This window comes from Dermacoccus sp. GAS27A, assembly GCF_044909235.1.
Lineage (GTDB): Bacteria > Actinomycetota > Actinomycetes > Actinomycetales > Dermatophilaceae > Dermacoccus > Dermacoccus nishinomiyaensis.
The window spans coordinates 29059-51830 of sequence record NZ_JBIYDW010000014.1 but is presented as its reverse complement, the minus strand read 5'-3'; the positions used below and the strand labels follow the sequence as shown (position 1 = coordinate 51830).

22 protein-coding genes and 1 tRNA gene are annotated in these 22772 nt (G+C 69.1%); 11 read left to right on the top strand and 12 right to left on the bottom strand.

From position 1 onward, the window contains the following. Positions 1-3 precede the first annotated feature (3 nt). From ABH936_RS13330 to ABH936_RS13320, 3 genes are read left to right on the top strand one after another with little or no spacing between them, the layout of a single operon-like run. Entirely contained in the window at positions 4-636 is a 633-nt protein-coding gene (locus ABH936_RS13330; protein WP_404603487.1) for a low temperature requirement protein A, read from the top strand. A 26-nt stretch (positions 637-662) separates the two neighbouring features. Continuing rightward, on the top strand, positions 663-1130 hold the full coding sequence (locus tag ABH936_RS13325; protein WP_404603486.1) for a hypothetical protein: 468 nt from the start codon (positions 663-665) through the stop codon (positions 1128-1130). A 5-nt stretch (positions 1131-1135) separates the two neighbouring features. Beyond that, a complete protein-coding gene (locus ABH936_RS13320) occupies positions 1136-2161 on the top strand; it encodes an alpha/beta fold hydrolase (RefSeq protein ID WP_404603485.1) in 1026 nt (341 codons plus the stop codon). Between the two features lie 2 nt (positions 2162-2163). On the opposite strand, the gene ABH936_RS13315 is transcribed toward ABH936_RS13320, so the two are convergent. Then, positions 2164-3399, bottom strand: a complete 1236-nt coding sequence (locus ABH936_RS13315; RefSeq protein ID WP_404603484.1) for a helix-turn-helix domain-containing protein — start codon at positions 3397-3399, stop codon at positions 2164-2166. A gap of 109 nt (positions 3400-3508) precedes the next feature. Here ABH936_RS13315 and ABH936_RS13310 point away from each other — a divergent pair, with 109 nt between their 5' ends. After that, complete coding sequence (locus ABH936_RS13310) at positions 3509-3679, top strand: hypothetical protein (protein WP_404603483.1); 171 nt, start codon at positions 3509-3511, stop codon at positions 3677-3679. 568 nt (positions 3680-4247) lie between these two features. Here ABH936_RS13310 and ABH936_RS13305 read toward each other — a convergent pair. Next, complete coding sequence (locus ABH936_RS13305; RefSeq protein WP_404603482.1) at positions 4248-4721, bottom strand: trypsin-like serine protease; 474 nt, start codon at positions 4719-4721, stop codon at positions 4248-4250. Positions 4722-4942: 221 nt separating this feature from the next. On the opposite strand from ABH936_RS13305, the gene ABH936_RS13300 reads away from it, so the two are divergent. Then, complete coding sequence (locus tag ABH936_RS13300; protein ID WP_404603481.1) at positions 4943-5302, top strand: hypothetical protein; 360 nt, start codon at positions 4943-4945, stop codon at positions 5300-5302. An 83-nt stretch (positions 5303-5385) separates the two neighbouring features. Here the strand turns inward: ABH936_RS13300 and ABH936_RS13295 are convergent. Then, positions 5386-5464 (bottom strand) — tRNA-Gln (locus ABH936_RS13295). A 167-nt stretch (positions 5465-5631) separates the two neighbouring features. Here ABH936_RS13295 and ABH936_RS13290 point away from each other — a divergent pair. Beyond that, positions 5632-6351 (top strand): TetR/AcrR family transcriptional regulator, encoded by a 720-nt coding sequence (locus tag ABH936_RS13290; RefSeq protein ID WP_404603496.1) that lies wholly within the window; start codon positions 5632-5634, stop codon positions 6349-6351. 72 nt (positions 6352-6423) lie between these two features. Then, positions 6424-7020: a MarR family winged helix-turn-helix transcriptional regulator gene (locus tag ABH936_RS13285; protein ID WP_404603480.1), complete on the top strand. Its 597-nt coding sequence runs from the start codon at positions 6424-6426 to the stop codon at positions 7018-7020. 12 nt (positions 7021-7032) lie between these two features. Here ABH936_RS13285 and ABH936_RS13280 read toward each other — a convergent pair whose 3' ends face one another. The 8 genes from ABH936_RS13280 to ABH936_RS13245 form a co-directional block, all read right to left on the bottom strand. Beyond that, positions 7033-7761 (bottom strand): TetR/AcrR family transcriptional regulator, encoded by a 729-nt coding sequence (locus ABH936_RS13280; RefSeq protein WP_404603479.1) that lies wholly within the window; start codon positions 7759-7761, stop codon positions 7033-7035. Positions 7762-7902: 141 nt separating this feature from the next. Beyond that, on the bottom strand, positions 7903-9738 hold the full coding sequence (locus ABH936_RS13275; RefSeq protein ID WP_404603478.1) for an ABC-F family ATP-binding cassette domain-containing protein: 1836 nt from the start codon (positions 9736-9738) through the stop codon (positions 7903-7905). A 220-nt stretch (positions 9739-9958) separates the two neighbouring features. Next, positions 9959-10885, bottom strand: coding sequence for a 4-(cytidine 5'-diphospho)-2-C-methyl-D-erythritol kinase (locus ABH936_RS13270; protein ID WP_404603477.1), 927 nt, complete (start codon positions 10883-10885; stop codon positions 9959-9961). Between the two features lie 98 nt (positions 10886-10983). Further along, positions 10984-11877, bottom strand: a complete 894-nt coding sequence (gene rsmA, locus ABH936_RS13265; RefSeq protein ID WP_136788854.1) for a 16S rRNA (adenine(1518)-N(6)/adenine(1519)-N(6))-dimethyltransferase RsmA — start codon at positions 11875-11877, stop codon at positions 10984-10986. 98 nt (positions 11878-11975) lie between these two features. Then, positions 11976-12935 carry a transglycosylase family protein gene (locus tag ABH936_RS13260; RefSeq protein ID WP_404603476.1) on the bottom strand — a complete coding sequence of 320 codons (960 nt, stop codon included), beginning with the start codon at positions 12933-12935 and terminating at the stop codon, positions 11976-11978. A 326-nt stretch (positions 12936-13261) separates the two neighbouring features. Then, positions 13262-14113, bottom strand: coding sequence for a TatD family hydrolase (locus ABH936_RS13255; protein WP_404603475.1), 852 nt, complete (start codon positions 14111-14113; stop codon positions 13262-13264). Then, positions 14110-16044, bottom strand: a complete 1935-nt coding sequence (metG, locus tag ABH936_RS13250; protein WP_404603474.1) for a methionine--tRNA ligase — start codon at positions 16042-16044, stop codon at positions 14110-14112. The genes ABH936_RS13255 and metG overlap by 4 nt, the downstream gene beginning before the upstream one ends. A gap of 103 nt (positions 16045-16147) precedes the next feature. Beyond that, a complete protein-coding gene (locus ABH936_RS13245) occupies positions 16148-17131 on the bottom strand; it encodes a cation diffusion facilitator family transporter (RefSeq protein ID WP_404603473.1) in 984 nt (327 codons plus the stop codon). A 212-nt stretch (positions 17132-17343) separates the two neighbouring features. Here ABH936_RS13245 and ABH936_RS13240 point away from each other — a divergent pair, with 212 nt between their 5' ends. Together ABH936_RS13240 and ABH936_RS13235 are read left to right on the top strand one after the other, a co-directional pair. Continuing rightward, complete coding sequence (locus tag ABH936_RS13240) at positions 17344-17940, top strand: DUF4126 domain-containing protein (protein WP_404603472.1); 597 nt, start codon at positions 17344-17346, stop codon at positions 17938-17940. Between the two features lie 13 nt (positions 17941-17953). Next, on the top strand, positions 17954-18358 hold the full coding sequence (locus ABH936_RS13235) for a hypothetical protein (protein ID WP_404603471.1): 405 nt from the start codon (positions 17954-17956) through the stop codon (positions 18356-18358). A 36-nt stretch (positions 18359-18394) separates the two neighbouring features. Here ABH936_RS13235 and rsmI read toward each other — a convergent pair whose 3' ends face one another. Beyond that, positions 18395-19237, bottom strand: a complete 843-nt coding sequence (gene rsmI / locus ABH936_RS13230) for a 16S rRNA (cytidine(1402)-2'-O)-methyltransferase (RefSeq protein ID WP_404603470.1) — start codon at positions 19235-19237, stop codon at positions 18395-18397. 169 nt (positions 19238-19406) lie between these two features. Between rsmI and ABH936_RS13225 the strand changes: the two genes are divergently transcribed. Next, a complete protein-coding gene (locus tag ABH936_RS13225; RefSeq protein WP_404603469.1) occupies positions 19407-21083 on the top strand; it encodes a dolichyl-phosphate-mannose--protein mannosyltransferase in 1677 nt (558 codons plus the stop codon). Between the two features lie 195 nt (positions 21084-21278). Further along, positions 21279-22733, top strand: coding sequence for an amino acid permease (locus tag ABH936_RS13220; RefSeq protein ID WP_404603468.1), 1455 nt, complete (start codon positions 21279-21281; stop codon positions 22731-22733). Positions 22734-22772: the final 39 nt, after the last annotated feature.

The window sequence follows — 22772 nt, the reverse complement described above, 5'->3', positions numbered from 1 at the left end:
TGGGTGCATGTCACAGGCGATCGGCGAGACCACCGTGCGTCACCAACGCGTCGGGTCGTTGGAGCTGTTCTGCGACCTCGTCTTCGTCGTCGCCATCGAGCGCCTCACCACCTGCTGCACGGCGACCCGGGTCGCGGGTGCATCGCCGCGACGATCGGGCTCACGATGCTCGTGTGGTTCGCATGGTTCAACGTGACGGCGCTGACGAACGTGCGCGGCGGCATCGGCCCACGCGGACGCCCGCTCATGTTCGCCTCGATGGCCGGCGTCGGCGTGCTCGCACTCGGGGTCGAACCCCTCATCGACGGCCATCCGTGGCTGTTCGCCGTCGGCTACGTCATCGCGCGCACGGCCGTGTGGCCGCTGTGGTGGAGCGGACGACGCGGCGCCGGGGCTCTGCGTCCGCTGCTGTGGGGCCCGGGCGTCAGCGCCCTGTGGCTGCTCACCCCGCTCGTGCCCGAGCACCTGCTCGGCTGGGCGCTCGCCGCCCTCGCCCTCCTCGAGATGAGCCTGTCGCTGCGGCGCCCGGACGTCAAGGAGTCGGACGCGCCGCGCCTCAGCGGCCCGCACCTGGTCGAACGCATCGGCCTGTTCGTCATGATCGTGCTCGGCGAGAGCGTCGCCCCGGATCGCTGACGTGCCTGCGCCTCGGGATGATTCTCGTGCACGTCGGCACGCAGTCGTTGACCCGTCAGGCGTTCGCGACGAACCTCGGGCTGAAACCGCGACGCCGCCCGCAGACGGCCGCTGAGCGTGCACAGATGCGTCGCGAACAGGCTGCGGCCCGCGAAGAGCGGGCACGCGACGCAACGGGGGCGCCGCACGATCCGCAGGGCACCTGGCACGCGGTCCTCGGCGGGTTGACGCAACTCGCGACGTATCTCGTCCCCGTCGTCGTCATCTGGTGGCTCGACGGTCACTGGGCGCCGTGGATCGTCATCACGTTGCTGTTTCTCTACATCTCCGCGGCGATCTGGGTGCAGGGGTACGGCGGGCGCCGCATCACGGCCTATGTCGAGTCGATGCGCGCCGGCGAGGTTGCCGGTGGTACCGGCACTGTCGGTGAGGACGTCGCGGGCGCAGCCGGCGCGAACACTGCTGACGACGCGACGAACGGCCGCGCCGAATGAGCCGCATGAGCACCGCCGCCAGTGCGCCCGACGGCGGCGCCTCCCCTGGCGGCCAGCCCGCTCCAGGGCGTGGTCGACGGCTGGTGCGCCGGGTGGCGCGCGTCGTCGTCAAGCTGTTTCTTGTCGTGACGATCGCATCGTTGACGTTCAACGCCCTCGTGCGGCCGTCGCAGACGCTGCAGGCACCCGACGGGCGCGACGCCGTCGTCGACGGCGCGCGCGTGCACTACCGCGTGTGGGGTTCGCACGGCACGCCGATCGTGCTCGTCCACGGTTTCGCCGAGTCGACGGTCGCGTGGTCGCTCACGGCGCCGGAGCTCGCGAAGAACCACGTCGTCTACGCCATCGACCTGCCCGGGGCGGGCTACTCGCAGTACACGGGCCACTACTCGATCGAGGATCAGGCGCGTGCCGTCACGGGTCTGATCGAGGCGTTGCACATCGAGCGGCCGGTGCTCGTCGGGCACTCGCTGGGCGCGGCCGTCGTCGGGCGCGCGGCGCTCGATGCCCCGGGCGCCATCGGCGGTGTCATCTTCGCCGACGGCGACGCCATGGCCTTCGAGGGACGATCGGCCGACCCGGGTGCGTGGACGGGCGTCGTCTCGCGCCTGCCGTACGTCACGACGCTCTACCGACTCGGCACGCAGACGAACGTGCTCGCGCGCCCGATCTTCGACGACCAGTGCGGTTCGACGTGTCGCGGCCTGCAGGGCCCCGACGCCGACCGACTGATCGACGCGTGGATGCGGCCGCTGCGCTCGCGCGACGCGGAGGACGCCATGGGCGTCATGGCCGCACACGCGATGACGCACCTGAGCCCCGAGCAAGTGCGCGCCATCCGCGTGCCGCGCGGCATCGTCTGGGGCGCCGAGGACGCGACGTCCGGCGGCTCGCTCCAGGTCGCGCAACAGAACTTCGCGGGCGCGCCGACGGCGACGATTCCGCGAGCCGGCCACCTGTCGATGCTCGCCGACCCGGCAGGTTTCGCGGCCGCGATCGAAACTCTGCTGACGCGGCTGCGAACGCCCTGACGTCAGGCGTTCGCCTGCTCTGCGGCCTGCGCGGTCGCGTCGACGAACTCCCAGGCAGTACGGGCTTGGTTGACGTCGCCGGCCTCGGTGAAGCGGCGTGCTGCCTGCAGTGCTACGGCCGTCGCCTGCGTGATGTCGCCCTGTTCACCGTAGGCGTGGGCGGCGGCGAGGTACAGGCGCCCCTGCGTGCTCGGCGGCAGGTCGGCATCCTCGAGGGCGGCGCGGATGTCATCGAGCGCCTCATCCACGTGCCCCTGCGCCCGCGCGAACCGTGCACGCACGATGGCGAGGGTCGCCAATTCATCGGCGCTCTCGAGCAGGTCGAGGCGGCTCTTCGCTTCGCGTAGCAGTTCCGCGACCCCGTCCTCGCAGCCGGCCTGGAGTCGCTCTTCCGCCGCAACGCGCGGAAAACGAGCCCAGTTACGGAAGTCTGCGGTGGGCGACAGGAGCTGGTTCGCTCGATCGTGCGCAGCCTTGCCCGCTTCGACGTCACCGCTGTGCCACGCCACGTTGCCGAGCACCCACTCGGCCAGGCCGCGAGTCGGGGTCTCCTCGAGCGCTGCGGCTGATTCTTCGAGCTCGTGGGCGTAGGCGCCGGCATCGTCATGCCCGGCTGAGATGGCGGCCATGAGTGCCTGCGCCGTCACGATCATGGGGAGGTGCGCGGACTGGCAGAGTCGCACGGCGTCCGCAGCGCTCGACGCGGCGAGCCGCGCGTCCCCGTCGAGACGCGCCGCCTTGGAGGTGAGGATGCCGGCCCGCGCTTCGAGCAAGCTGGAGCCGACCGCGCGCGCAGCTGTCAAATGAGCCGTGGCCTCAGCGACTGCCTCGCGGTAGTGCCCGAGGTCGATGTTGATCTCGACGAGCAAGGCACCGATGAGAAGTGTGATGTCGGAACGTCCGACCGTCGACAGCTGGCGGCGGGCGTCCTGCGCCTGTTCGAAGGCAAGACCGAATGAACCCTGGCGCCACGAAAGAACGGCCTCGGAGTAAAGAGCAACCGCCTCGGCCTCTCCCGCCTTGCGGCGCCCGAACCCGGACAGATCGGAGGCACTCCCGAGCGTGCCGGGCTCGAGATTCAGCTTGGTCTCGAAGTAGCGAAGCATGTCCGGAGTCGGGGTCCGACGGCCCGATTCGAGGTGAGAGACGTAGCTGACGCTGCACCTGTTGCCCGCCAGTTCTGTCTGCGAAAGGCCCGCCTGTTTGCGCGCCGCCTTCAGGCGTTCACCAAAACTCATCGGTAACTACTTCCAGCCCCAAAAGCGAGGCATACTTGACACACAACTTGACTCAGCGTGGAGCAAGTTGTTGAACTCTCTACATTACGCATCATATCCAGGAGTGACCATGGCCATGTTCAAGAAGATTTCCGCATCCGCTGCGCTCGTGGCTGCCGCCGCGGCCCCGACGGTGGCCATCGTCGCCGCCAACTCGGCTGACGCAGCGCAGGCGAGCTCCACTCACCACCTCGTGGTGAAGACCGGCGAGCACCGCATGTCGGACACCTGGCCGGCCTGATCATCCGTCAACTGCGTAACGTCGCGTGCCCCGTAGCCCCAAAGGCTGCGGGGCGCGCGTTGTTCGTCAGCCACTCGCTGTCCATGAAGGCGTTACTCGGCGCCGCCAGGGTCCATCCCTGCCCGCTGCACCCTGAGCGCCATCGCCACAGGCGGACCACCATTGTCGTCAGCTCGCGATGCACGAGCACCGTGACCCACGAGAGAGAGCCCTCATGACCCCGACTGAATCGACGACCGCGCGTCACGTCCTGGCGGCTCTTCGGAACGGCCCGGCAGATCGCGAGGCACTCGAGGCCGCCGGCACAGCGGGCCGCGCTCGACGATGCGCTTACGGCGCTGATCGAACGCGGCGTCATCGTGCGTCAGCATCTGCAGACCCTGCCACCTCGCGTTCTGTACCGCGCGGTCTGACCAGCCTTCCGGTAGGCCGCTGACCGCGACCTCCGTTCGCACGACGACGCGGAAAGCACAGACGTCACCCCTCTCCCCGGCACGACGAGGCCGTCGGCACGCGTGTTGCGTGCCGACGGCCTCGTGATGAGTGCAGTGTCAGCGTCGATGAACCGTCACACGCCCGTGACGTCGGCGATCCACTGGCGGCTGTCCGTCAGGTTGGCGTAGTTGGAGTCGGCGTGGAAGTCGGAGCCGGGATCGGCGGAGTCGCCCGTCGAGCAGACGCCGACGATCTGGCCGTTGACGATGAGCGGGCCACCCGAGTCGCCGTGATTCGAGGAGCCGTTGACGCCCTCGAGGTGGATCGCGCGACCACCGTAGGCGTCGGTGCTCTCACCGAGGATGGAGACGTCGGCCTTGTAGAGCCTCGACGTCGGGACGCGGTTGGCGCGCAGGCCGTAGCCCTCGATGACGCCGGAGTCGCCCGCCGTCGCGTCGTAGGAGTCCGCGAGCGGCATGTTCTGGTTGACGGGGGCCGGTTCGCCGAGGTGGACGAGCGCGGCGTCGCCGTTGGACGAGTTCTGCATGTCGTCGACGGCGATCGGCGTGCCGCGGTTCGAGGTGGAGTTGGAGAAGTAGACGTTCATCGACGTGTCACCGTCGGTGCCAGGTGCGTCGTCCTAATGGCCGACCGCTTTTTTATACGTGACTGTATCGGCGACATGCACTTGTCGCATTGGGAAAATATGGATCACCCTGACGGGTTCGGCGTAGAAGTGGGTCGTTGCCGCACCAAGCTGCGGTTCTCGCGGCCGACGTCGCGCGGAGGGAAGCGCCATCGTGATGCATGCGTCCTGAGAAGTGCCCCATGGAGACGTTCCCCGCTCGTCACCTCTCGAAGATCAACCAGGCCGGGAAGACGGCGACGATCACCGTCAAGGGCAACACGAGCGGGTCGGCGTTCAGCGTCACCGGCACGATTCCGGCGACGGGCAAGGGCCTGCCGACGGTTCAGCCGAACGGCACCGTCACTCCCCCTGCCCAGCCGACGAAGCCGATGCCGGGCACGCTCACTCTGACGAAGCCCGCCCCGAAGCCGATCGGCCCGAAGGTGCAGACGGACCTCGTCGCGTCGCGGAGCTCCTCGACGTCCGGTGAGCTGGGCCTCGCCGGACTCGCGTTCGCGGCCATCGCCGCCGGTGGTGTCGTGACGTCTCGTCGTCGCTGATTGGCGTCACGTCCCGCGTGTTCTTCGCCCGGAAACGCGTCGACGATGACGCGCTCTCGGACGATGATGGTCGGGCTTTCAGGCTCCCCGGGTTGGAATCGAACCAACGTCGCTAGTCCTGATTCAAAGTCAGGCGGCCCCTGCCAGCAGAGCAACCGGGGAACGTCCGCGAAGCGCGGACCGCACAAGAGTAGTTCACGCCGGGCCGCGCTGCACTCCGTCGACGCCGCGACGCATCCCCGGGATCGACGGTGCAGACCGCACCACCGCCGCGTCAGCCCGCCCGGGCGCCCCAGGTCTCGGCTGCGACCTCCCGCCCACCCGGCACAATGGAGGGCATGACAACTCCTCGCCGCACGCGCATGTCGGGCACCCAGCGTCGCGAACAGCTCATCGACGTGGGGCGCCGCACGTTCGCGGAACGAGGCGTCGCAGCGGCGACCGTCGAGGAGATCGCGGCGGCGGCGGGCGTGACGAAACCCGTCGTCTACGAGCACTTCGGCGGCAAGGAAGGCTTGTACGCCGTCATCGTCGACCGCGAGACGCGCAGCTTCCTCGACCACATCGCGAGCGCCCTGACCGACGACGGCACACCCCGCGAACTGTTCGAACGCGCCGTGACCGCCCAACTCAGCTACATCAGCGCCAACCCCGACGGTTTCCGTGTGCTCATCCGTGACGCCCCGTCCTGGCACTCGACGGGCTCCCTCGCGAGCCTCATGTCGGACATCGCCACAAAGATCGAGAACGAACTCTCCCGCGTCATGTCGCGCCGCGAGATCGACCCCCGTTTCGCGCCGATCTACGCGCAGATGCTCATCGGCATGGCCGCCCTCACCGGCGACTGGTGGATCGAGCACGGCCAGGAATTCGACGCCACCCAGATGGCCGCCCACATGGTCAACCTCGGCTGGAACGGACTCACCGGCCTCGACGCCACGCCCACGCTCGTCGCCGCCGCGCCGGTGGCCGACGACGAGCCTGACGTCGACAACATGGTGGCACCGATGGGCCTGGGCGACGACGAGACGGACGACGACATCGCGTGACGAGGGCTGACGCCGTCTGCCGAGGGCAAGTCTCTCGACATCAAGTTTCTTGACGAGCGATAGACTGACGGCATGTCACTCACCGGTTCGCCGCGCCCTGCCGACTCGAACCGTGCTTTCGGCCCAAAGGGCGCCGACGACATCGCGTCTGCGGCGTCGACCGCTCCCGACGGCAAGCCGCACCATGACGAGGTCGACGTCATCGTCGATGCCTGGGCCAGCGTCCGCCCGGGGCTCGACACGACGCCGCTCGAAGTGCTCTCGCGCATCAGCCGTATTGCGCGGCGCCTCGACCAGGCGCGCAACGCCGTCTTCACCGAGCATGAACTCGACGGCTGGGAGTTCGACGTGATGTCCGCCCTGCGCCGCGCAGGCGAGCCGTTCGAGCTCTCCCCCGGCGCCCTCGTGCAGCAGACACTCGTCACCTCCGGCACGATGACGAATCGCGTCGACGGACTCGAACGACGCGGCTTCGTCTCGCGTCAACCATCGCCGAGCGACCGCCGCGGCGTCCTCGTCCGGCTGACCCCCGCGGGACTGCGGGCCGTCGACGCCGCGTTCGACGCGCTGCTGCACCACGAACGCCGCCTGCTCGCCGGCATGGACGACGACGCTCGCGCCCACCTCGCCGGGTCGCTGCGGACGCTGCTCACGGCCGTCGAGAGCTGACCGCGAGGCGCCTCAGTCGTCTTCGGTGCGGACGGTGCTCGACGTCCTGGATGCAGGCTCCGACAGCGCCGTCGGAAGAGATCCGGTCGGCGCCAGCTTCTCGACGAGGGCGGTGATGTCCGCGACGAGCCCGCGTCCCACGGGCAGCCGTGCGAGCGTCAGCATGCGCGCGAGGATGGGGGCGACGCCGTCGATGAGCGTCATCGTGCGCGCCCGCTGCTCGCTGTCATCGCACACCCAGTGCAGCGTGATGCCGAGATAGACGAGCCACAGCAACATCGGCAACTGGCGTCGCAGTGCGCCACCCGGCACGCCCTTCGAGCGTTCGAGCACGTCGGCGACGAGACCGATCGCATCGTCGCGCGCCTGCGTCGACGCTCCCGACAGCGGGCTCGTGCCCGACGACGCCTGCAGCGCCGTCGTCAGCAGCGTCGAACCGAAGCCGTGATACGGCTCCATGACGTCGATGCCCGCCCGCCACAGCGCGCATAGGTTGTCGGCCAGCGGCGCTCCGTCGCGGATGGCGGCCAGCGCGGCGTCGCGATGCTCGGCCTGGAGGCGCAGGTACAACTGCTGGACGAGCGCGTCCTTGCCGTCGAAGTAGTAGTACGCATTTCCTTGCGAGACACCGGCTTCCGCGGCGATCGCGCGCATCGTCGTCTTCTCGTAGCCGTGCTCGCGGAACATCGCCAACGCCGTCTCGACGAGGGCCTCGCGCGTCTGCTCCGACTTCGTCGTCATGCGCTCAGTCAACCACGTTCTTGAACACGTTCAATGGCGCGCGCGGGGTCGCCGAGCCCTCGTAGACAGTCGTTCACGGCGCCTGGTGGCAAACGGCGCAGCGCCACCAGGCGCCGCGCGCGACCGGAACACGCGCTCAGTTCAGGCGAGAACCTCGGCGGCCTCGAGCCATTCCATCTCGAGTTCGTCCTTCTCGGCGAGCACGGCACGCAGCTTGACGTCGATCTCCGCGGCCTTGCCGTAATCGCTTGCGGCAGCGGCGAGTTCGTCGTGCAGCTTGGCCTCGCGCTCGGCCAGCTTCGCGAGCTGACGTTCGATGCGCGCCACCGTCTTGCGCGCCTCGCGCTCCTCGGCGGCGCTCACCACGCGTCCGCCGGCGCCCGTGCCGGCTGCGTCGTCAGCCGCGATCGAGGTCGCATCGACCCCCTTTGCCGCCGCGCCCTGACGCTCGAACGCCGCCTGCGCCTGCAGGTGGTGCGCACGCAGCTCGAGGTACTGCTCGACCCCACCGATGAGGTCGAGGATCTTGCCGTCGCCGAGCAACGCGACCTGGCGATCGCACATGCGCTCGAGCAGGTACCGGTCGTGGCTGACGACGACGAGTGTGCCCGCCCAGCCGTCGAGGACGTCCTCCATCGACTGCAGTGTCTCGATGTCGAGGTCGTTCGTCGGCTCGTCGAGCAGCAGCACGTTCGGCTCGCTCATGAGCAGGCGCAGGAACTGCAGTCGTCGACGCTCGCCACCCGACAGCTCCGACACCCGCGCCTGCTGACGTCCCCCGGAGAAGCCGAGCCGCTTCGCGAGCTGCGAGGCGGACGTCTCCTTGCCGTCGAGCATGATGTAGCTCGCCACGTCCTCGATCGCCTCGATGACGCGCCAGCCCTCGACGTCGTCGAGCTCGCGCACCTCCTGCGTCAGGTACGCGATCTTGACGGTCTTGCCCTGCTTGCGTCTGCCCGCCGACAGCTCCTGGATTCCCGCGATGGCGCGCAGCAGCGTCGACTTGCCCGCGCCGTTGACGCCGACGATGCCGGTGCGCTCGCCCGGCGCGAGCCGCCACGTCTGCTTCGTCAGCAGTTCGCGCCCGCCGAGCGTGACGGACGCGTCGACGAGGTCGATGACATCCTTGCCGAGCCGCGTCGTCGCGAACCGGACGAGTTCGACGTCATTGCGCGGATCCGGTTCGTTCGCGATGAGCGCGTTGGCCGCGTCGATGCGGAACTTCGGCTTGCTCGTGCGGGCCGGCGCACCGCGCTGCAGCCACGCGAGCTCCTTGCGCAGCAGGTTCTGGCGACGCTCCTCCGTCGCGGCCGCGATGCGTGCACGTTCGGCCTTCGCGAGCACGAACGCGGCGTAACCGCCTTCGTACTGCTCGACGCGTCCGTCGATGACCTCCCACGTGTTGGTGCTCGTCGCGTCGAGGAACCACCGGTCGTGGGTGATCGTGACGAGCGCCGAGTCGCTGCGTGTGCGGCGTGCGTTGAGGAAGTCGGCGAGCCACTGCACGCCCTCGACGTCGAGATGGTTGGTGGGCTCGTCGAGCAGCAGCAGATCAGGGTCGTCGACGAGCAGCTTCGCGAGCGCGATGCGACGGCGCTCGCCACCGGACTTGGGACCGACGACGTCGTGCAGATCCATGCCCGGCAACAACCCGTTGATGACCTCGCGGATGCGGGCCTCCCCCGCCCACTCGTGCTCGGCGCGATCACCGACGACGGCCTGCAGCACCGTCCACTCCGCAGGAATCGTGTCCGCCTGCGTCAGCATGCCGACGGTGACGCCGTTCGCCATCGTCAGACGCCCTGAATCGACCTCGTGCACACCCGCGAGCACCTTGAGCAGTGTCGACTTGCCTCCACCGTTGCGGCCGACGACGCCGATGCGCTCACCGCCGCCGATGCCGAGCGACACCGAATCGAGCAACTGCTGGGTGCCGAGGGCGAGCGAGATCTTCTCAGCGGACAGGAGGTTGGCCATGCCCGCGATTGTCTCACCGCCGTGTCACGTCGCCCAAAGCTGATGATGCGGCGCCCGTCAGAGCAGGTGCCGGACCGAGACGAGCGCTCGCCACGCCGTCCGTCAGATGTGGACGTAGTTCGCAGATGGGGACGTAGTTCGCCGATGTGGATGGCAATCGCGAAGGTGGACGAAAATCGCAGGGTGGCAAGGCGGGGCGGGCGGGGGTTCGGTCGGGGCGTCAGGAGGCGGAGGTGATCTGGGCGCCGTGGGGAGTGGAGGCGGCGAGGACGTAGTCGTCCGCGAGGTCACCGGCAGCGAGCACGTTGCGCAGCGCGACGGCGTCCTTGCGGCTCGCCATGAGGAACGCCACCGTCGGGCCCGAACCCGAGACCATCGCGTTGAGGGCACCCATCTCCAGGCCAAACTCCATCAGGGCGCGCAGCCTCGGCATGAGCGACAGCGCCGCAGGCTCCAGGTCGTTGTGCATGGCGACGGCGACGCCGTGGACGTCACCGGAGCGGACGCTCGCGAGCAGGCCGTCCGACGGAGTGGGCTCAGGCACGCGGTGGCACTCCCGCAGCCGGTCGCACTCGGCGTAGACGGCGGGCGTGGACAGCCCCTCGTGCGTCAGCGCGAACAACCAGTGGTAGGTGCCCGTCGCGAGCACCGGCACGATCTTCTCCCCGCGCCCGGTGCCGAGCGCGGTGCCTCCGGTGAGGGCGAACGGGACGTCTGAGCCGAGCTGCGCGGCGAGCTCCTCGAGCGTCGCGCGCGACAGGCCGAGCCCCCAGAGCGCGTCGCAGGCGACGAGCGTCGCGGCGGCGTCGGCCGATCCGCCCGCCATGCCACCGGCCACCGGGATGGCCTTGCGAATCGCGATGGCGCAGCGGCCGTCGACGCCGTACGAGGTGGCCATGAGCTGCGCCGCTCGCCACGCCAGGTTCGACTCGTCGCACGGCACGACGTCCGCGCCGAGCCCCGTCACCGTGAGCGAGAACTCGTCGGCCGACGTGACGTCGACCTCGTCGGACAGGTCGACGGCATGGAACGTCGTCGCGAGGTCGTGAAACCCGTCGGCGCGGCGTGGCCCCACGCACAGCTCGAGGTTGACCTTCGCAGGCACCCTCACGCTGACGCGGGTGATCTGTGCGCTCGAAGCCGTCATGCCCCCACCCTATGCATGGACCGCCCTCCGGTCCGCCACCCGAGCCAACAGGCGCCGTCCGCCACAGTGTTGGGTGGGCATTGCGGCCGGAGGACGACTCAGTCCTGCGTCGCCGCCGCGTGGGCGGAGGCGATGGCGGCGAACTCGTCGATGCCGAGGCGCTCGCCTCGCGTCCGCGGGTCGATGCCCGCCGCGACGAGTGCCGCCTCGGCCCGGTCGGCGCCGCCCGCCCAGCCGGTGAGGGCAGCCCGCAGCGTCTTGCGGCGCTGCGCGAACGCGGCGTCGACGCATGCGAAGACCTGCGCGCGCGTCGCGTCCGTCGTCGGCGGGTCACGACGCACGAGCGAGACGAGACCCGAGTCGACGTTCGGGGCCGGCCAGAAGACGTTGCGTCCGACGCGGTCGGCGAGACGGACGTCGGCGTACCAGGCGGCCTTGACGCTCGGCACGCCGTAGACCTTACTGCCCGGCTCAGCAGCTAGGCGCTGCGCGACCTCGAGCTGCACCATGACGAGCACGCGCTGCAGCGACGGGAAATGCTCGAGGAAGTTGAGGACCACAGGCACCGACACGTTGTACGGCAGGTTCGCGACGAGCGCCGTCGGTGCCGGCTCGAGCGAGTCGACCGTCATCGCATCCGCTTGGACGACGTTCAGCTTCGATGCGTGCTGCGGCGCGAACCGCTCCACCGTCGCGGGAAGCTGCGCCGCCAGGTTCGGATCGACCTCGACGACGCTGAGATGTGCGACGGCCGGCAGCAGCGCGAGCGTCAACGACCCGAGCCCCGGGCCCACCTCGACGACGGTGTCGTCGGCCCCGACCCCGGCCAGGCGGACGATCTTGCGCACCGTGTTCGGGTCGATGACGAAGTTCTGCCCCCACGTCTTCGTCGGACGCACCCCGTGACGCTCGGCGAGCTCGCGGATGTCGGCGGCACTCAACAGGCCCGTCGTGTCGTCACGGCCTGCGGGCGTCGCGTCGTCGTCATGCATGACGCCAACCCTATCGGCACATGCGAAGACCCGGCCCGCCCCACGAGGGGACGAGCCGGGTCTTCATGACCGGGCGCGCGGTGCGCGTCAGGTGTCGATCAGGCTGCGTGGCCGCAGGCCCACGGCTGCAGGCCGCGCTGGGCGTAGACCTTGTTCGCGATGGCGATCTGCTGCTCGCGGGTCGCGAGGTCGGCGCGCGGGGCGTAGGCGCCGCCGCCGGAGCCGAGCCACGTCTGGTTGTCGAACTGCAGGCCGCCGTAGTAGCCGTTGCCCGTGTTGATGTGCCAGTTGTTCGTCGACTCGCAACGAGCGATGCGGTCCCACATGCCCGAGTTGGCGGCGGCCGGTGCGGCAGCGCTCTTCTGCGTGCGCTGGGCCGACGAGGCGTAGGTGCGCTGCTTCGGCGCGCTCTGCTGCGTCACGGCCTTGCGGGCGGTCGAACGCGACACCTGGGTCTGCTGCGACTGCTGCGGCGCCTGCTGAACGGCCTGCTTCGTACCGATCGTGACGACGCGGCGCACGGCGTTGCGCGTGACGGTCGTGTCGATCACCTTGGAGGAGACGACCTTCTCGCCCTTCTTGGCGCTGCGGTGCGTCACCGTCTCGGCGCCCGAACGGCCTTCCTGCGTCACCTTGGACGTGCCCTTGGGCATGTCGGCGCTGTAGACGTACTTCGTCTTCGCCGGGATCGTCTGGACCTGGCTCCAGTTGACGTACGTGACGGCGGGAGCAGCGGCCTTGGCGGGCGTGGCGGGCTTGGCCGGCAGAGCCTGACGGGCCTGCGAACGCGAGGCGCGCTCGGCCTGCGTCTGCTTCGGCGCGGGCTTCGAAGCGGACGGCTTCGGCGCAGCCTTCGTCGTGGACGGCTTCGGCGCAGCCTTCGTCGTGGACGGCGTCGAGGTCGCGGACTTCGTCGGCGTCGAGCTCGAGGAGATCGAGGGAACGTCGGACGCGGTCTTCGAGTCGCTCGAACCGCAAGCGGCCAGCGTCGAGGCGGCTGCCACGGCAGCGGCCGCGGCGATCGTACGAGAAGTGGTGCGGGTGGTCGAGAACGTCATCATGCTCCGATGTCGAAGGTCCCTCACTGGCGGCGCGCAGAGCACCGAAGGCTCGGTGCGAAGCGCTCGGCTCAGGCCTGCGCTCCAGCCCGTCGACCATGAGGTCGAGGGCACGTCCGTGTGATCCAGACTCGGGTTAACCCGGACAACACTGCCGAGGCAACCCGCGAGGGTCAAATTTAGATAACGGAACCGTAACGGATTCTGCGACGCGATGGGGCATCAGGCGCGGCATCCCGGGAAATCTGCCGCTGCAGTGGGATTCGTCACACGCGGCGCCAGCGCCTTGCGTCGATCGCTGCGCTATGGAATCACGCGCGTGACGCTCACCACGGCCCGTAGACGCGCTCGGAGTTCTCCGACAACGCCGCACACAGCCTCGGGACGTCGACGTTCTTGACCTCGGCGAGCGCTCGCACCGTCAGCGGCACGAGGTACGGCGCATTGGTCGCTCCGCGGTGCGGCGACGGCGTCAGGTACGGCGCATCCGTCTCGACGAGGAGCTGCTCGAGTGGCACCTGTGCGAGTGCCGCCCTCAGTTCGCGGGCGTTCTTGAACGTCACGACGCCGGCGACGCTGACGTAATAGCCGCGCTCGACGCACTCGCGCGCCATCGCGACATCACCGCTGAAGCAGTGCAGGACGGTCTTCTCCGGCGCGCCCTGCTCGGCGAGGATGCGCATGACGTCCTCGTGCGCCTCACGGTCGTGGATCTGCAGCGCCTTGCCGAGGCGCTTGGCGAGCTCGATGTGCCACCGGAAACTCTCCTGCTGCACCGCGACGCCCTCGGGGCCGGTGCGGAAGTAGTCGAGCCCGCTCTCACCGACGACACGCACCCGCGGGTGGGCCGCGATGCGCTCGATCTCGGCGTATGCGGCGTCGAGCTCGCCCGCGGCGTGCAGCTTGGGCGCCTCGTTGGGGTGCAGCGCGACGCCGCCGAGCAATTCGGGGTGGGCGTCGATGACGCGCTCGGTGAAGCGCGCGCCCGCAAGATCACACCCCACCTGCACCATCCGGTCGACGCCGACCGCGACGGCCTCGTCGATGACGGCGCGCACGTCGGGTGGCGCGCCGCCGTCACGGGAGATGTCGAGGTGAGTGTGATTGTCGACGACCGGTGACGGCAGCGGCTGCGGCGGCGCCGGCTTGTCGCTGCGGCGCAGGTTGGGGTCGCTCACGCCGAGACGTTCATTCGCTCGAGCTCCTCCTCCACCACCGCCGGGTCGAACTTCTTGAACGCCGGCTTCGGCTTCGCGATCGGCGTGCCCGGCGCGGCGTCACGCGGCTGCCAACGCGGCGTGGCCGAGTACTCGCCCGTGATGATGCGGTACGGACGTCCGTCGTCAAGGTCCGTGACCTCCTTCGCGACCGGCATCGGCATGAACTCCCCCTCACCGCCCATGACCTCGTGCACGAGATTCGCGGAGAACGGCACGAACGGCGCCATCATCGTGTTGAGGTCGACGACGCACTGCGCGAGCGTGTGCAGCACCGTCGCGAGACGCTCCCGCTCGTCCTCACCCTTGAGCTTGAACGGCTCCGTCACCGCGACGTACCGGTTGACCTCGCCGACGAGACGCATCGTCTCCGTGAGGGCCGCCTTGAGACGGTTGCGCTCGATGAGCGCACCCACCGTCGCGAACCCGCCGCGCACCGCGTCGAGCACCTCGCGGTCGACATCGGCCAACTCGGACGGCGCCGGGATCTCACCGAAGTTCTTGTGGATCATGCTCGCCGCACGGTTGACGAGATTGCCCCAGCCCGCGACGAGTTCCGAGTTGTTGCGCTGCACGAACTCGGCCCACGTGAAGTCCGCGTCCTGACTCTCGGGGCCGGCCGCGACGATGAAGTACCGCAACGGATCGGGCCCGTAGCGCTCCAGCACGTCCTTGACGTAGATGACATGCCCCCGACTCGTCGAGAACTGCTTGCCCTCCATCGTCATGAACTCGGACGAGACGACCTCCGACGGCAGGTTGAGATGCCCGAAAGGACTCTCCACCCCGCCCTTCGCGCCCTCGCCATTCGCAGCAAGAAGCTCAGCGGGCCAGATCTGCGAATGAAAGACGATGTTGTCCTTCCCCATGAAGTACTTGGAAACCGCGACTCCGTCGCTGTTTCCAAGTACTTCCGATGCCTTCTGGGCTCCGCCGCTGCCCTCGTCGGACGTCGCACGCTCCGCCCGAGCGAGCTCCGCATCTCCGCCCGTGCTCGCTGCGCTCGTCGCGTCGCCCGTGCTCGCAGGCGCGTTCCACCACTCGCGCCACTTGTCGGGCTCGCCGAGGCGACGTGCCCACTCGATCGAGGCCGACAAGTAGCCGACGACGGCGTCGAACCACACGTACAGACGCTTCGTCGGCTGCTCGCGCCATCCGTCGAGCGGCACGGGAATGCCCCAGTCGATGTCGCGCGTCATCGCGCGCGGACGGATCTCCTCGAGGATGTTCTGGCTGAACTTGATGACGTTCGGGCGCCACGTGCCCGTCGCCTCACGCCCGTCGAGCCACGACGACAACGCGTCCGCGAGCGCCGGCAGATCGAGGAAGAAGTGCTGCGTCTCGATGAACTCCGGCGTCTCACCGTTGATCTTGGAACGCGGATCGATGAGATCCGTCGGGTCGAGCTGGTTGCCGCAGTTGTCGCACTGATCGCCGCGCGCCTCCGCGTACTTGCAGATCGGGCACGTGCCCTCGATGTACCGATCCGGCAGGGTTCGCCCCGTCGAGGGGCTGATGGCGCACGACGTCGTCTGCTCGATCATGTACCCGTTCTCGTGCAGCGCGAGGAACAGCTTCTGCACCACCTCGTAGTGGTTCGCCGTCGTCGTGCGCGTGAACAGGTCGTAGCTGAGGCCGAGGCCGGCGAGGTCGTCGACGATGATGCTCGCGTTCTCGTCCGCGAACTCCTGCGGCGTCTTGCCCGCCTTCTCCGCCATGATGACGATCGGCGTGCCGTGCTCGTCGGTGCCCGAGACCATGAGCACGTCATGACCCGCCATGCGCATGTACCGGCTGTAGACGTCGGAGGGCACACCGAAACCGGCGACGTGCCCGATGTGGCGGGGGCCGTTGGCGTACGGCCAGGCAACAGCGGAGAGAACCTTGGTCATGGCCCCATCCTAGGAGTCGCCGCCGACAACCGCTTTCTCGTGTCATCGCCACGGCCGCACCATGAGGTCAAGGCGGCGAGGGGCACATGGCGCCGAGATCGACTCAGTGCAGGCTGCTCTCGTGAGCCGCGTGGCTCGCGGGCTCGAACTGCAGCGTCGAGTGGTCGACGTCGAAGTGGCCGACGAGGCACTCGAGCACCTCGTCGAGCAGCCGCGGGGCGTGCCCGTCGTGAAAGCACTCGTCGTCGATGACGAGGTGCGCCGACAATGCCGGCAGGTCGCTCGTCACGCTCCACACGTGCAGGTCGTGCACGTCGCGCACGTGATCGACCTCGAGCATGTGCGCGCGGATCGCCTCGACGTCCGTGCCGTCCGGCGCGCCCTCGAGCAGCACTCGCCCGGCCTGCGCGACGAGCCCTGCCCCCGCGTGGAACATGAGAGCGACGACGATGAGCGTCGCGACGGCGTCGGCGCGCATCCACCCCGTCGCCCAGATGACGGCGGCGGCCACGGCCGTACCGATGAACCCGTACAGGTCGGTGATGATGTGACGGTACGCGCCCTCGACGTTGAGCGACGTCCGGTTCGCGCGGGCGAGCAGCATGCCCGCGGCGACGTTGACGACGACGCCCGCCAGGGCGACCGCGAGGACGGGTTTCGGCTCGACCTGCGGCGGGTCGACGAGGCGCCGCACTGCCTCGACGAGCAGCACCGCCCCGAGCAGCAACAACGTGATGCCGTTGCCGAGGCCGGAGAGGATCTCGGCGCGCTTGAACCCGAACGTCAACCGCGCGTTGGCGGGCTTCGCGGCGAGGTGGATCGCCCACAGGGCCAACGCGATGGCGGCGGCGTCCGTCAGCATGTGCGCCGCGTCCGACAGCAGCGCGAGCGAACCCGTCGCGAAGGCCACGACGACCTCGGCGAGCATGTAGAGCACGAGCAGCGCGAGGGCTGCGCTCAGGTAGCGCCGGTCGGCGTCAGCACTCGGAGCGTGGCTGTGGGCGTGGCCGCCATGTCCGTGGCCGTCATGCGCAGTCTGCTGCTCATGGGCCTCGCGCCCGTCATGCGATTCGTGTCGTGTGCCCACGCGCCACCTCCTCGGTCGGCACCATTCTAACGGCCCTCATCGACGGCTGAGTCACGTGATGCGCGCTGCGTCAGTCCTGACTGACTCGACGCGCATCATGTGACTCAGTTGCACCGGCGTCGTTCGGGGGAATGCCCGCGGCTGTGCCAGAGTTGACGCAGTGTTTCGCCGGGGCCGGAGGCGCCGGCGGTCGTTGACCCGAAGGACGTGCCATGTTCGCAGCGCTCACCGGGGCGGGCCTGTCGGCCGCCGCCGGTCTCAACGCCTACATCCCGTATCTCGTCGTCGCTCTGCTCGCGCGCTTCACCGACGTGATCACGCTGCCCTCCGGGTTCTCGTGGGTCGAGAGCACGCCGTCGATCGTCATCGCGTCGATCCTGCTCGTCGGCGAGATCATCGTCGACAAGATCCCGGCCCTCGACAGCGTCAACGATGCGCTCGGCACGATCGTGCGCCCCGCCTCGGGCGCCGTCGTCTTCGCGGGGACGGCGGCCGCCGCGAACCTCGACAACTCGCCGTGGATGACGCAGCATCCGTGGGTCGGCCTCATCGGCGGCGCCATCGTCGCGGGCATCTTCCACACGGGAAAGGCCGCCGCACGCCCCGTCGCGAACGTCGGGACGGGTGGTTTCGCCGCGCCCGTCCTGTCGACGGCGGAGGACGCGACGTCGATCCTGCTCAGCCTCGCGGCCGTCTTCGCGCCGATCCTCGCGCTCGTGCTGCTCGCCGTTATCGCGTGGGTGATGTGGCGGCTGTGGCGCCGCGTCGAAGCGATGCGTGAGCGCCGCGCCGCGCGCGCCGCGGCCTGAGAGCGCCCGGCCCATGTCGTTTCCCGCCCTCACCGCCGACCCCGCGACCGAACGCCGCATCCGGCGTCGGCGTCTCGTCCGCAACATCGTCGCGGCGCTCGTCATCGCGCTCGTCGTGTTCGGGGTGATGCGGACGTGGCACGCTGTCACCGCCTCGGGTCAGAACCCGCACGTCGCGACGAAGACGGTGACGCTCATTGCCGCCGAACCGCGTGACGACGGCGTCCACGTGCGGGCGCGACTCGACGCGCCGTCGGTCGATGCGACCTCGCACGAACTCGAAGCCGTCATCCCGACCGCGACGTGGGACCTCACCCATGCGCTGTGGGCCTGCTACCCCCCGAACGACCCGGCACGCGGCAGCCTGCGCACGCCCCTCGACCCCGGTTGCGTGTACTTCGTCGACGCCCAGGACTGACGACCGGGCCTGCGGTTTGCTCGGGGGCGCCAACCGTCAGCGCGCCGCGAGAGCAGCGTCGTACAGGGTCTTCTTGGACAGGCCGCTCGCCTGGGCGACCTGGCCGCACGCGTCCTTGAGCCGCACTCCCCCGGCGACGAGATCGAGCACCGTCGCGACCGCACCCTCGAGCGACGCCTCACGCGGTTCGGCACCCTCGACGACGACGGTGATCTCGCCGCGTGCCCCGTCGAGGGCCCACGCCGCGAGTTCGCGCAGACCGCCGCGGCGGACCTCCTCGTACGTCTTCGTCAGTTCACGACAGACCGCGCCGCGCCGCTCGTCGCCGAACGCGTCGGCCATCGCCTCGAGCGTCACCGCCAAACGGTGCGGCGCCTCGAAGAACACCATCGTGCGTGCCTCGTCGGCGAGCGCCGCGAGCGTGCGGGCGCGTTCGCCGGCCTTGCGCGGCAGGAACCCCTCGAAGCAGAACCGGTCGACGGGCAGCCCTGACACCGCGAGCGCCATGAGGACGGCCGACGGGCCGGGCACGCACGTCACCGTCAGGTCGCGTTCGACGCACGCGGCGACGAGGCGGTACCCCGGGTCGCTGACGCTCGGCATCCCGGCGTCGGTGACGAGCAGGACGCGTTCGCCGGCGGCGATGCGCTCGACGATCTCGCCCGTGCGCTGGGCTTCGTTGTGCTCGTGGTAGCTCATCATCGACCCGCTCGGGGTGACGCCCAGCGCGTCGCAGAGCCGCTTCGTCCGCCGCGTGTCCTCCGCGAGGATCAGCGGCGCGCTCGCGAGTTCGTGCGTGAGACGCGGTGCCGCGTCCGCCGGGTCGCCGATCGGCGTCGCGGCGAGAACGAGGGCGGGGACGGGGGCTTCGGTACTCACGCGGCCATGGTGTCACGCCGGCGCGGACGCGCCTCGTGCCCGCCGCGGGTCGACCTGGGTCTCGAGGCCTGACGTCGGAGCGGGCCCCTCCTGTCAGTGCCACCGACTACGCTGACCAATCGGGGCAGACCGTCCCACCGCCCGCCCGCGAGGATCGAGGACGCCACCGGTGAACGCCACCCTGACCGACGCCCCGTCGTCCGCCACCCGCGTCGACACCGACGGCCGTCCCGACCGCGACGAGTTGATGCTGCGCGAGCGCCTGCTCGGCGCCCCGGCGAGTGCGCAGCAAAAGCTGTGGAGCTGGTTCGGCCCCCTGATGGTCATGCTGATCGGCGGTTTGCTGCGGCTGTGGGATCTGGGTCGCCCCCACCAGTTGATCTTCGACGAGACGTACTACGTCAAGCAGGGCTGGTCGATGATCCTGTACGGCCACGAACGCAAGACGCCCGCGAACATGCCGGAGCCGGATGCGTTCTTCACGCACGGCCAGGTGCCGACCGTGTATGGCACCGAACCCGACTTCATCGTCCATCCGCCGTTCGGCAAATGGATGATCGGCGCCGGCGAGCACCTGTTCGGCATCACCTCCTCGTTCGGCTGGCGCATCGCGGTGGCACTCACCGGCACGCTCGCGATCCTGCTCGTCGGGCGCGCCGCCTGGCACCTGTTCCGCTCGGCGACGCTCGCGACGATCGCGGCGCTGCTGACCGCGTTCGAGGGCATGGAATTCGTCATGTCGCGCACGTCGATCCTCGACGGGCTCGTCAGCTTCTGGGCTCTCGCCGGGTTCGTCGCGATCCTCGCCGACCGCGACCGCAGCCGCCGGATCCTCGCGCGCAAGGTCGCGCAGCTGCGTCGTGACGGCGACTGGTCGTTCGATGCGAAGCAGCGCCTCGCCGGCCCTTCGCTCGGCCTGCGCCCGTGGCGCTGGGTCGCCGCCGTGTGCCTCGGCCTCGGCATGGCGACGAAGTGGTCCGACGGGTTCTATCTCGCCGCGATCGGTCTGCTCACCGTGTTCTGGGATCTCGGAGCGCGCCGCGCCGTCGGCGTCCGCCGCTGGCTCTCGGCGACCGTCATCAAGGACGCCGTCACCGGGGCGCTCATCATCGTCCCCACGGCATGCCTGACATATCTGCTCACCTGGGCCGGATGGTTCCACTCGAACGACGCCTGGGGACGCAACTGGGCTGCGAGCAACCCGGCGACCAAGAACACCGGGTTCGCACCCGATTCGAGCCTGTTCTCGTGGCTGCCCGAGAGCCTGCGCAGTCTGTGGCAGTACCACATCCAGATGTACGACTCGGCGGAGAGCATCACGTCGCCACACACGTATCAGTCGAACCCGTGGTCGTGGATGGCGCAGACACGCCCCACCTCGTTCTTCTACGAGGCGCCTGCGAAGGGCGATCAGGGGTGCTCGGTCACGGAATGCTCGAAGGCGATCACCTCGCTCGGCAACGTCAGCATCTGGTGGTTCGGCATCGCCGCCCTGCTCGTGTGCGTCTTCATGTGGGCGCTGCGCCGCGACTGGCGTGCCGGGACGCTCATTGCACTCGTGCTCGCCGGATGGCTGCCCTGGTTCAGCTATCAGGAGCGCACCGTCTTCACGTTCTACGCGGTCGTGTTCGCGCCCTACGTCATCCTCGCCGTCACGTACTGCCTGGGATTGATCCTCGGACCCGCCACCGCGAGCCTGCGACGGCGACGCATCGGCGCCGGCGTCGTCGGCGCGTACGTCGTACTCGCCGTCGCGACGTTCGTCTTCTTCTGGCCCATCTACACCGCGCAGGTCATCCCCCACGATCACTGGAGCTGGCGGATGTGGCTGCCGTCCTGGATCTGACGGGGGCTTCCGGCGCGGGTCGCGTACCGACCGGCGGTCGAGGCTCGCGATGCCTGCTGAGGAGCCCGCGGCTTCGCCGATCAGCAATGCGCGACCTCTCATCGTGCTATGACTCAGGTCACGATCTGGGTACGAATCGGGGGACGCGCGGCGGGGCGATTGTCCGATGCGATACGAGCCGTCAGAGTTCTCCACATGAACGCACCCCATCCGCCCGCTGACGGCGAAGCTCTCAGCAGTGGTCTCAAGCCGCGCCACGTCACGATGATCTCGATCGCGGGCGTCATCGGCGCCGGCCTCTTCGTCGGCTCGGCCTCGGCGATCAAGCTCGCCGGCCCGTCGGTCCTCATCGCCTACGCGCTGGCCGGGACGCTCGTCGTCCTCGTCATGCGCATGCTCGGCGAGATGGCGACGGCCAATCCCGACTCCGGCTCGTTCTCCGTCTACGCCGACCGTGCGCTCGGCAAGTGGGCCGGCTTCTCCATCGGGTGGTTGTACTGGTGGTTCTGGGTGCTCGTCATCCCGGTGGAGGCGACGGCCGGCGCGAAGATCCTCTCGGGCTGGATCGACTGGCCTCAATGGGTGTTCGCTCTCATCATCACCGCGTTGCTGACGGTGACGAACCTGTTCTCCGTCGCCAACTACGGCGAGTTCGAGTTCTGGTTCGCGCTCATCAAAGTCATTGCCATCGTCGGGTTCATCGTCCTCGGTGTGCTCGCGATCCTCGGCATCCTTCCCGGCTCGCACGCCTCGGGGCTGCACGGATTCACCGACCACGGCTTCTTCGCCGACGGCTGGAGCGGCGTCCTCGCCGCCATGCTGACGACGATGTTCACGTTCATGGGCACCGAGATCGTGACGATCGCCGCGGCCGAGTCGAAGAACCCGGTCGAGGGCATCCGCAAGGCCGTCAACAGCGTCATCTGGCGCATCTCGCTGTTCTACCTCGGCTCGATCTTCGTGGTCATCGCATTGACGACGTGGAACTCCCCCTCGCTGCAGGAGAACGGCTCCTACCAGGAGGCGCTCAACAACATGGGCCTGAAGAACCTGTCGAGCGTGCTCGACTTCGTCATCCTGACCGCCGTCGCGAGCTGCCTCAACTCCGCGCTCTACACCGCGAGTCGCATGGCGTTCAGCCTCGGCCAGCGCGGCGACGCACCCAAGGCGTTCGCGCGCATCAACCGACGCGGCGTGCCGCAGGTCGCGATCCTCGTCTCCGTCGTCGTCGGCTTCGTCGCCGTGTTCGGCAACTACCTGCTGCCGGAGAAGATCTTCACGTACCTGCTGTCGACGTCGGGCGCCATCGCGCTCATCGTCTACCTCGTCATCGCCGCGACGCAGCTGCGCTCGCGCGCCGCGATGAACCGCGTCGGCGCCCGCCCGGCCGTACGCATGTGGGCCTTCCCCGTCCTCACCTACGTGACGATGGCGTTCATCGTCTTCACTATCGTCGCGATGGCGCTGCGCGCCGACCAGCGCCTCAACCTGTGGCTGACGCTCGGCCTCACCGCCGTCGTCGTCGGCATCGGCATCGCTCGCTACGGCGCGAAGGGCGGCAGCGAGAAAGCGATCCTCGAAGCGGTCGAAGCATCGCCGCACGTCGACACCGAGACGAGCGAGCTCGCACGCCACGAACGTCACCCGTGACGCGCGTCTGACCCGAAGCTCGCGCGACGCGCCGCCCAC

What these genes read in the sequence shown, in the direction of transcription:
- metG (WP_404603474.1), bottom strand. Translation starts at nt 16,044, where the DNA reads ATGACCAAGGTTCTCTCCGCTGTTGCCTGGCCGTACGCCAACGGCCCC.
- ABH936_RS13320 (WP_404603485.1), top strand. Translation starts at nt 1,136, where the DNA reads ATGAGCACCGCCGCCAGTGCGCCCGACGGCGGCGCCTCCCCTGGCGGC.
- ABH936_RS13235 (WP_404603471.1), top strand. Translation starts at nt 17,954, where the DNA reads ATGTCGTTTCCCGCCCTCACCGCCGACCCCGCGACCGAACGCCGCATC.
- ABH936_RS13240 (WP_404603472.1), top strand. Translation starts at nt 17,344, where the DNA reads ATGTTCGCAGCGCTCACCGGGGCGGGCCTGTCGGCCGCCGCCGGTCTC.
- ABH936_RS13260 (WP_404603476.1), bottom strand. Translation starts at nt 12,935, where the DNA reads ATGACGTTCTCGACCACCCGCACCACTTCTCGTACGATCGCCGCGGCC.
- ABH936_RS13300 (WP_404603481.1), top strand. Translation starts at nt 4,943, where the DNA reads ATGGAGACGTTCCCCGCTCGTCACCTCTCGAAGATCAACCAGGCCGGG.
- ABH936_RS13270 (WP_404603477.1), bottom strand. Translation starts at nt 10,885, where the DNA reads ATGACGGCTTCGAGCGCACAGATCACCCGCGTCAGCGTGAGGGTGCCT.
- rsmA (WP_136788854.1), bottom strand. Translation starts at nt 11,877, where the DNA reads ATGCATGACGACGACGCGACGCCCGCAGGCCGTGACGACACGACGGGC.
- ABH936_RS13285 (WP_404603480.1), top strand. Translation starts at nt 6,424, where the DNA reads ATGTCACTCACCGGTTCGCCGCGCCCTGCCGACTCGAACCGTGCTTTC.
- ABH936_RS13280 (WP_404603479.1), bottom strand. Translation starts at nt 7,761, where the DNA reads ATGACGACGAAGTCGGAGCAGACGCGCGAGGCCCTCGTCGAGACGGCG.
- ABH936_RS13275 (WP_404603478.1), bottom strand. Translation starts at nt 9,738, where the DNA reads ATGGCCAACCTCCTGTCCGCTGAGAAGATCTCGCTCGCCCTCGGCACC.
- ABH936_RS13290 (WP_404603496.1), top strand. Translation starts at nt 5,632, where the DNA reads ATGGAGGGCATGACAACTCCTCGCCGCACGCGCATGTCGGGCACCCAG.
- ABH936_RS13305 (WP_404603482.1), bottom strand. Translation starts at nt 4,721, where the DNA reads ATGAACGTCTACTTCTCCAACTCCACCTCGAACCGCGGCACGCCGATC.
- ABH936_RS13220 (WP_404603468.1), top strand. Translation starts at nt 21,279, where the DNA reads ATGAACGCACCCCATCCGCCCGCTGACGGCGAAGCTCTCAGCAGTGGT.
- ABH936_RS13310 (WP_404603483.1), top strand. Translation starts at nt 3,509, where the DNA reads ATGGCCATGTTCAAGAAGATTTCCGCATCCGCTGCGCTCGTGGCTGCC.
- ABH936_RS13315 (WP_404603484.1), bottom strand. Translation starts at nt 3,399, where the DNA reads ATGAGTTTTGGTGAACGCCTGAAGGCGGCGCGCAAACAGGCGGGCCTT.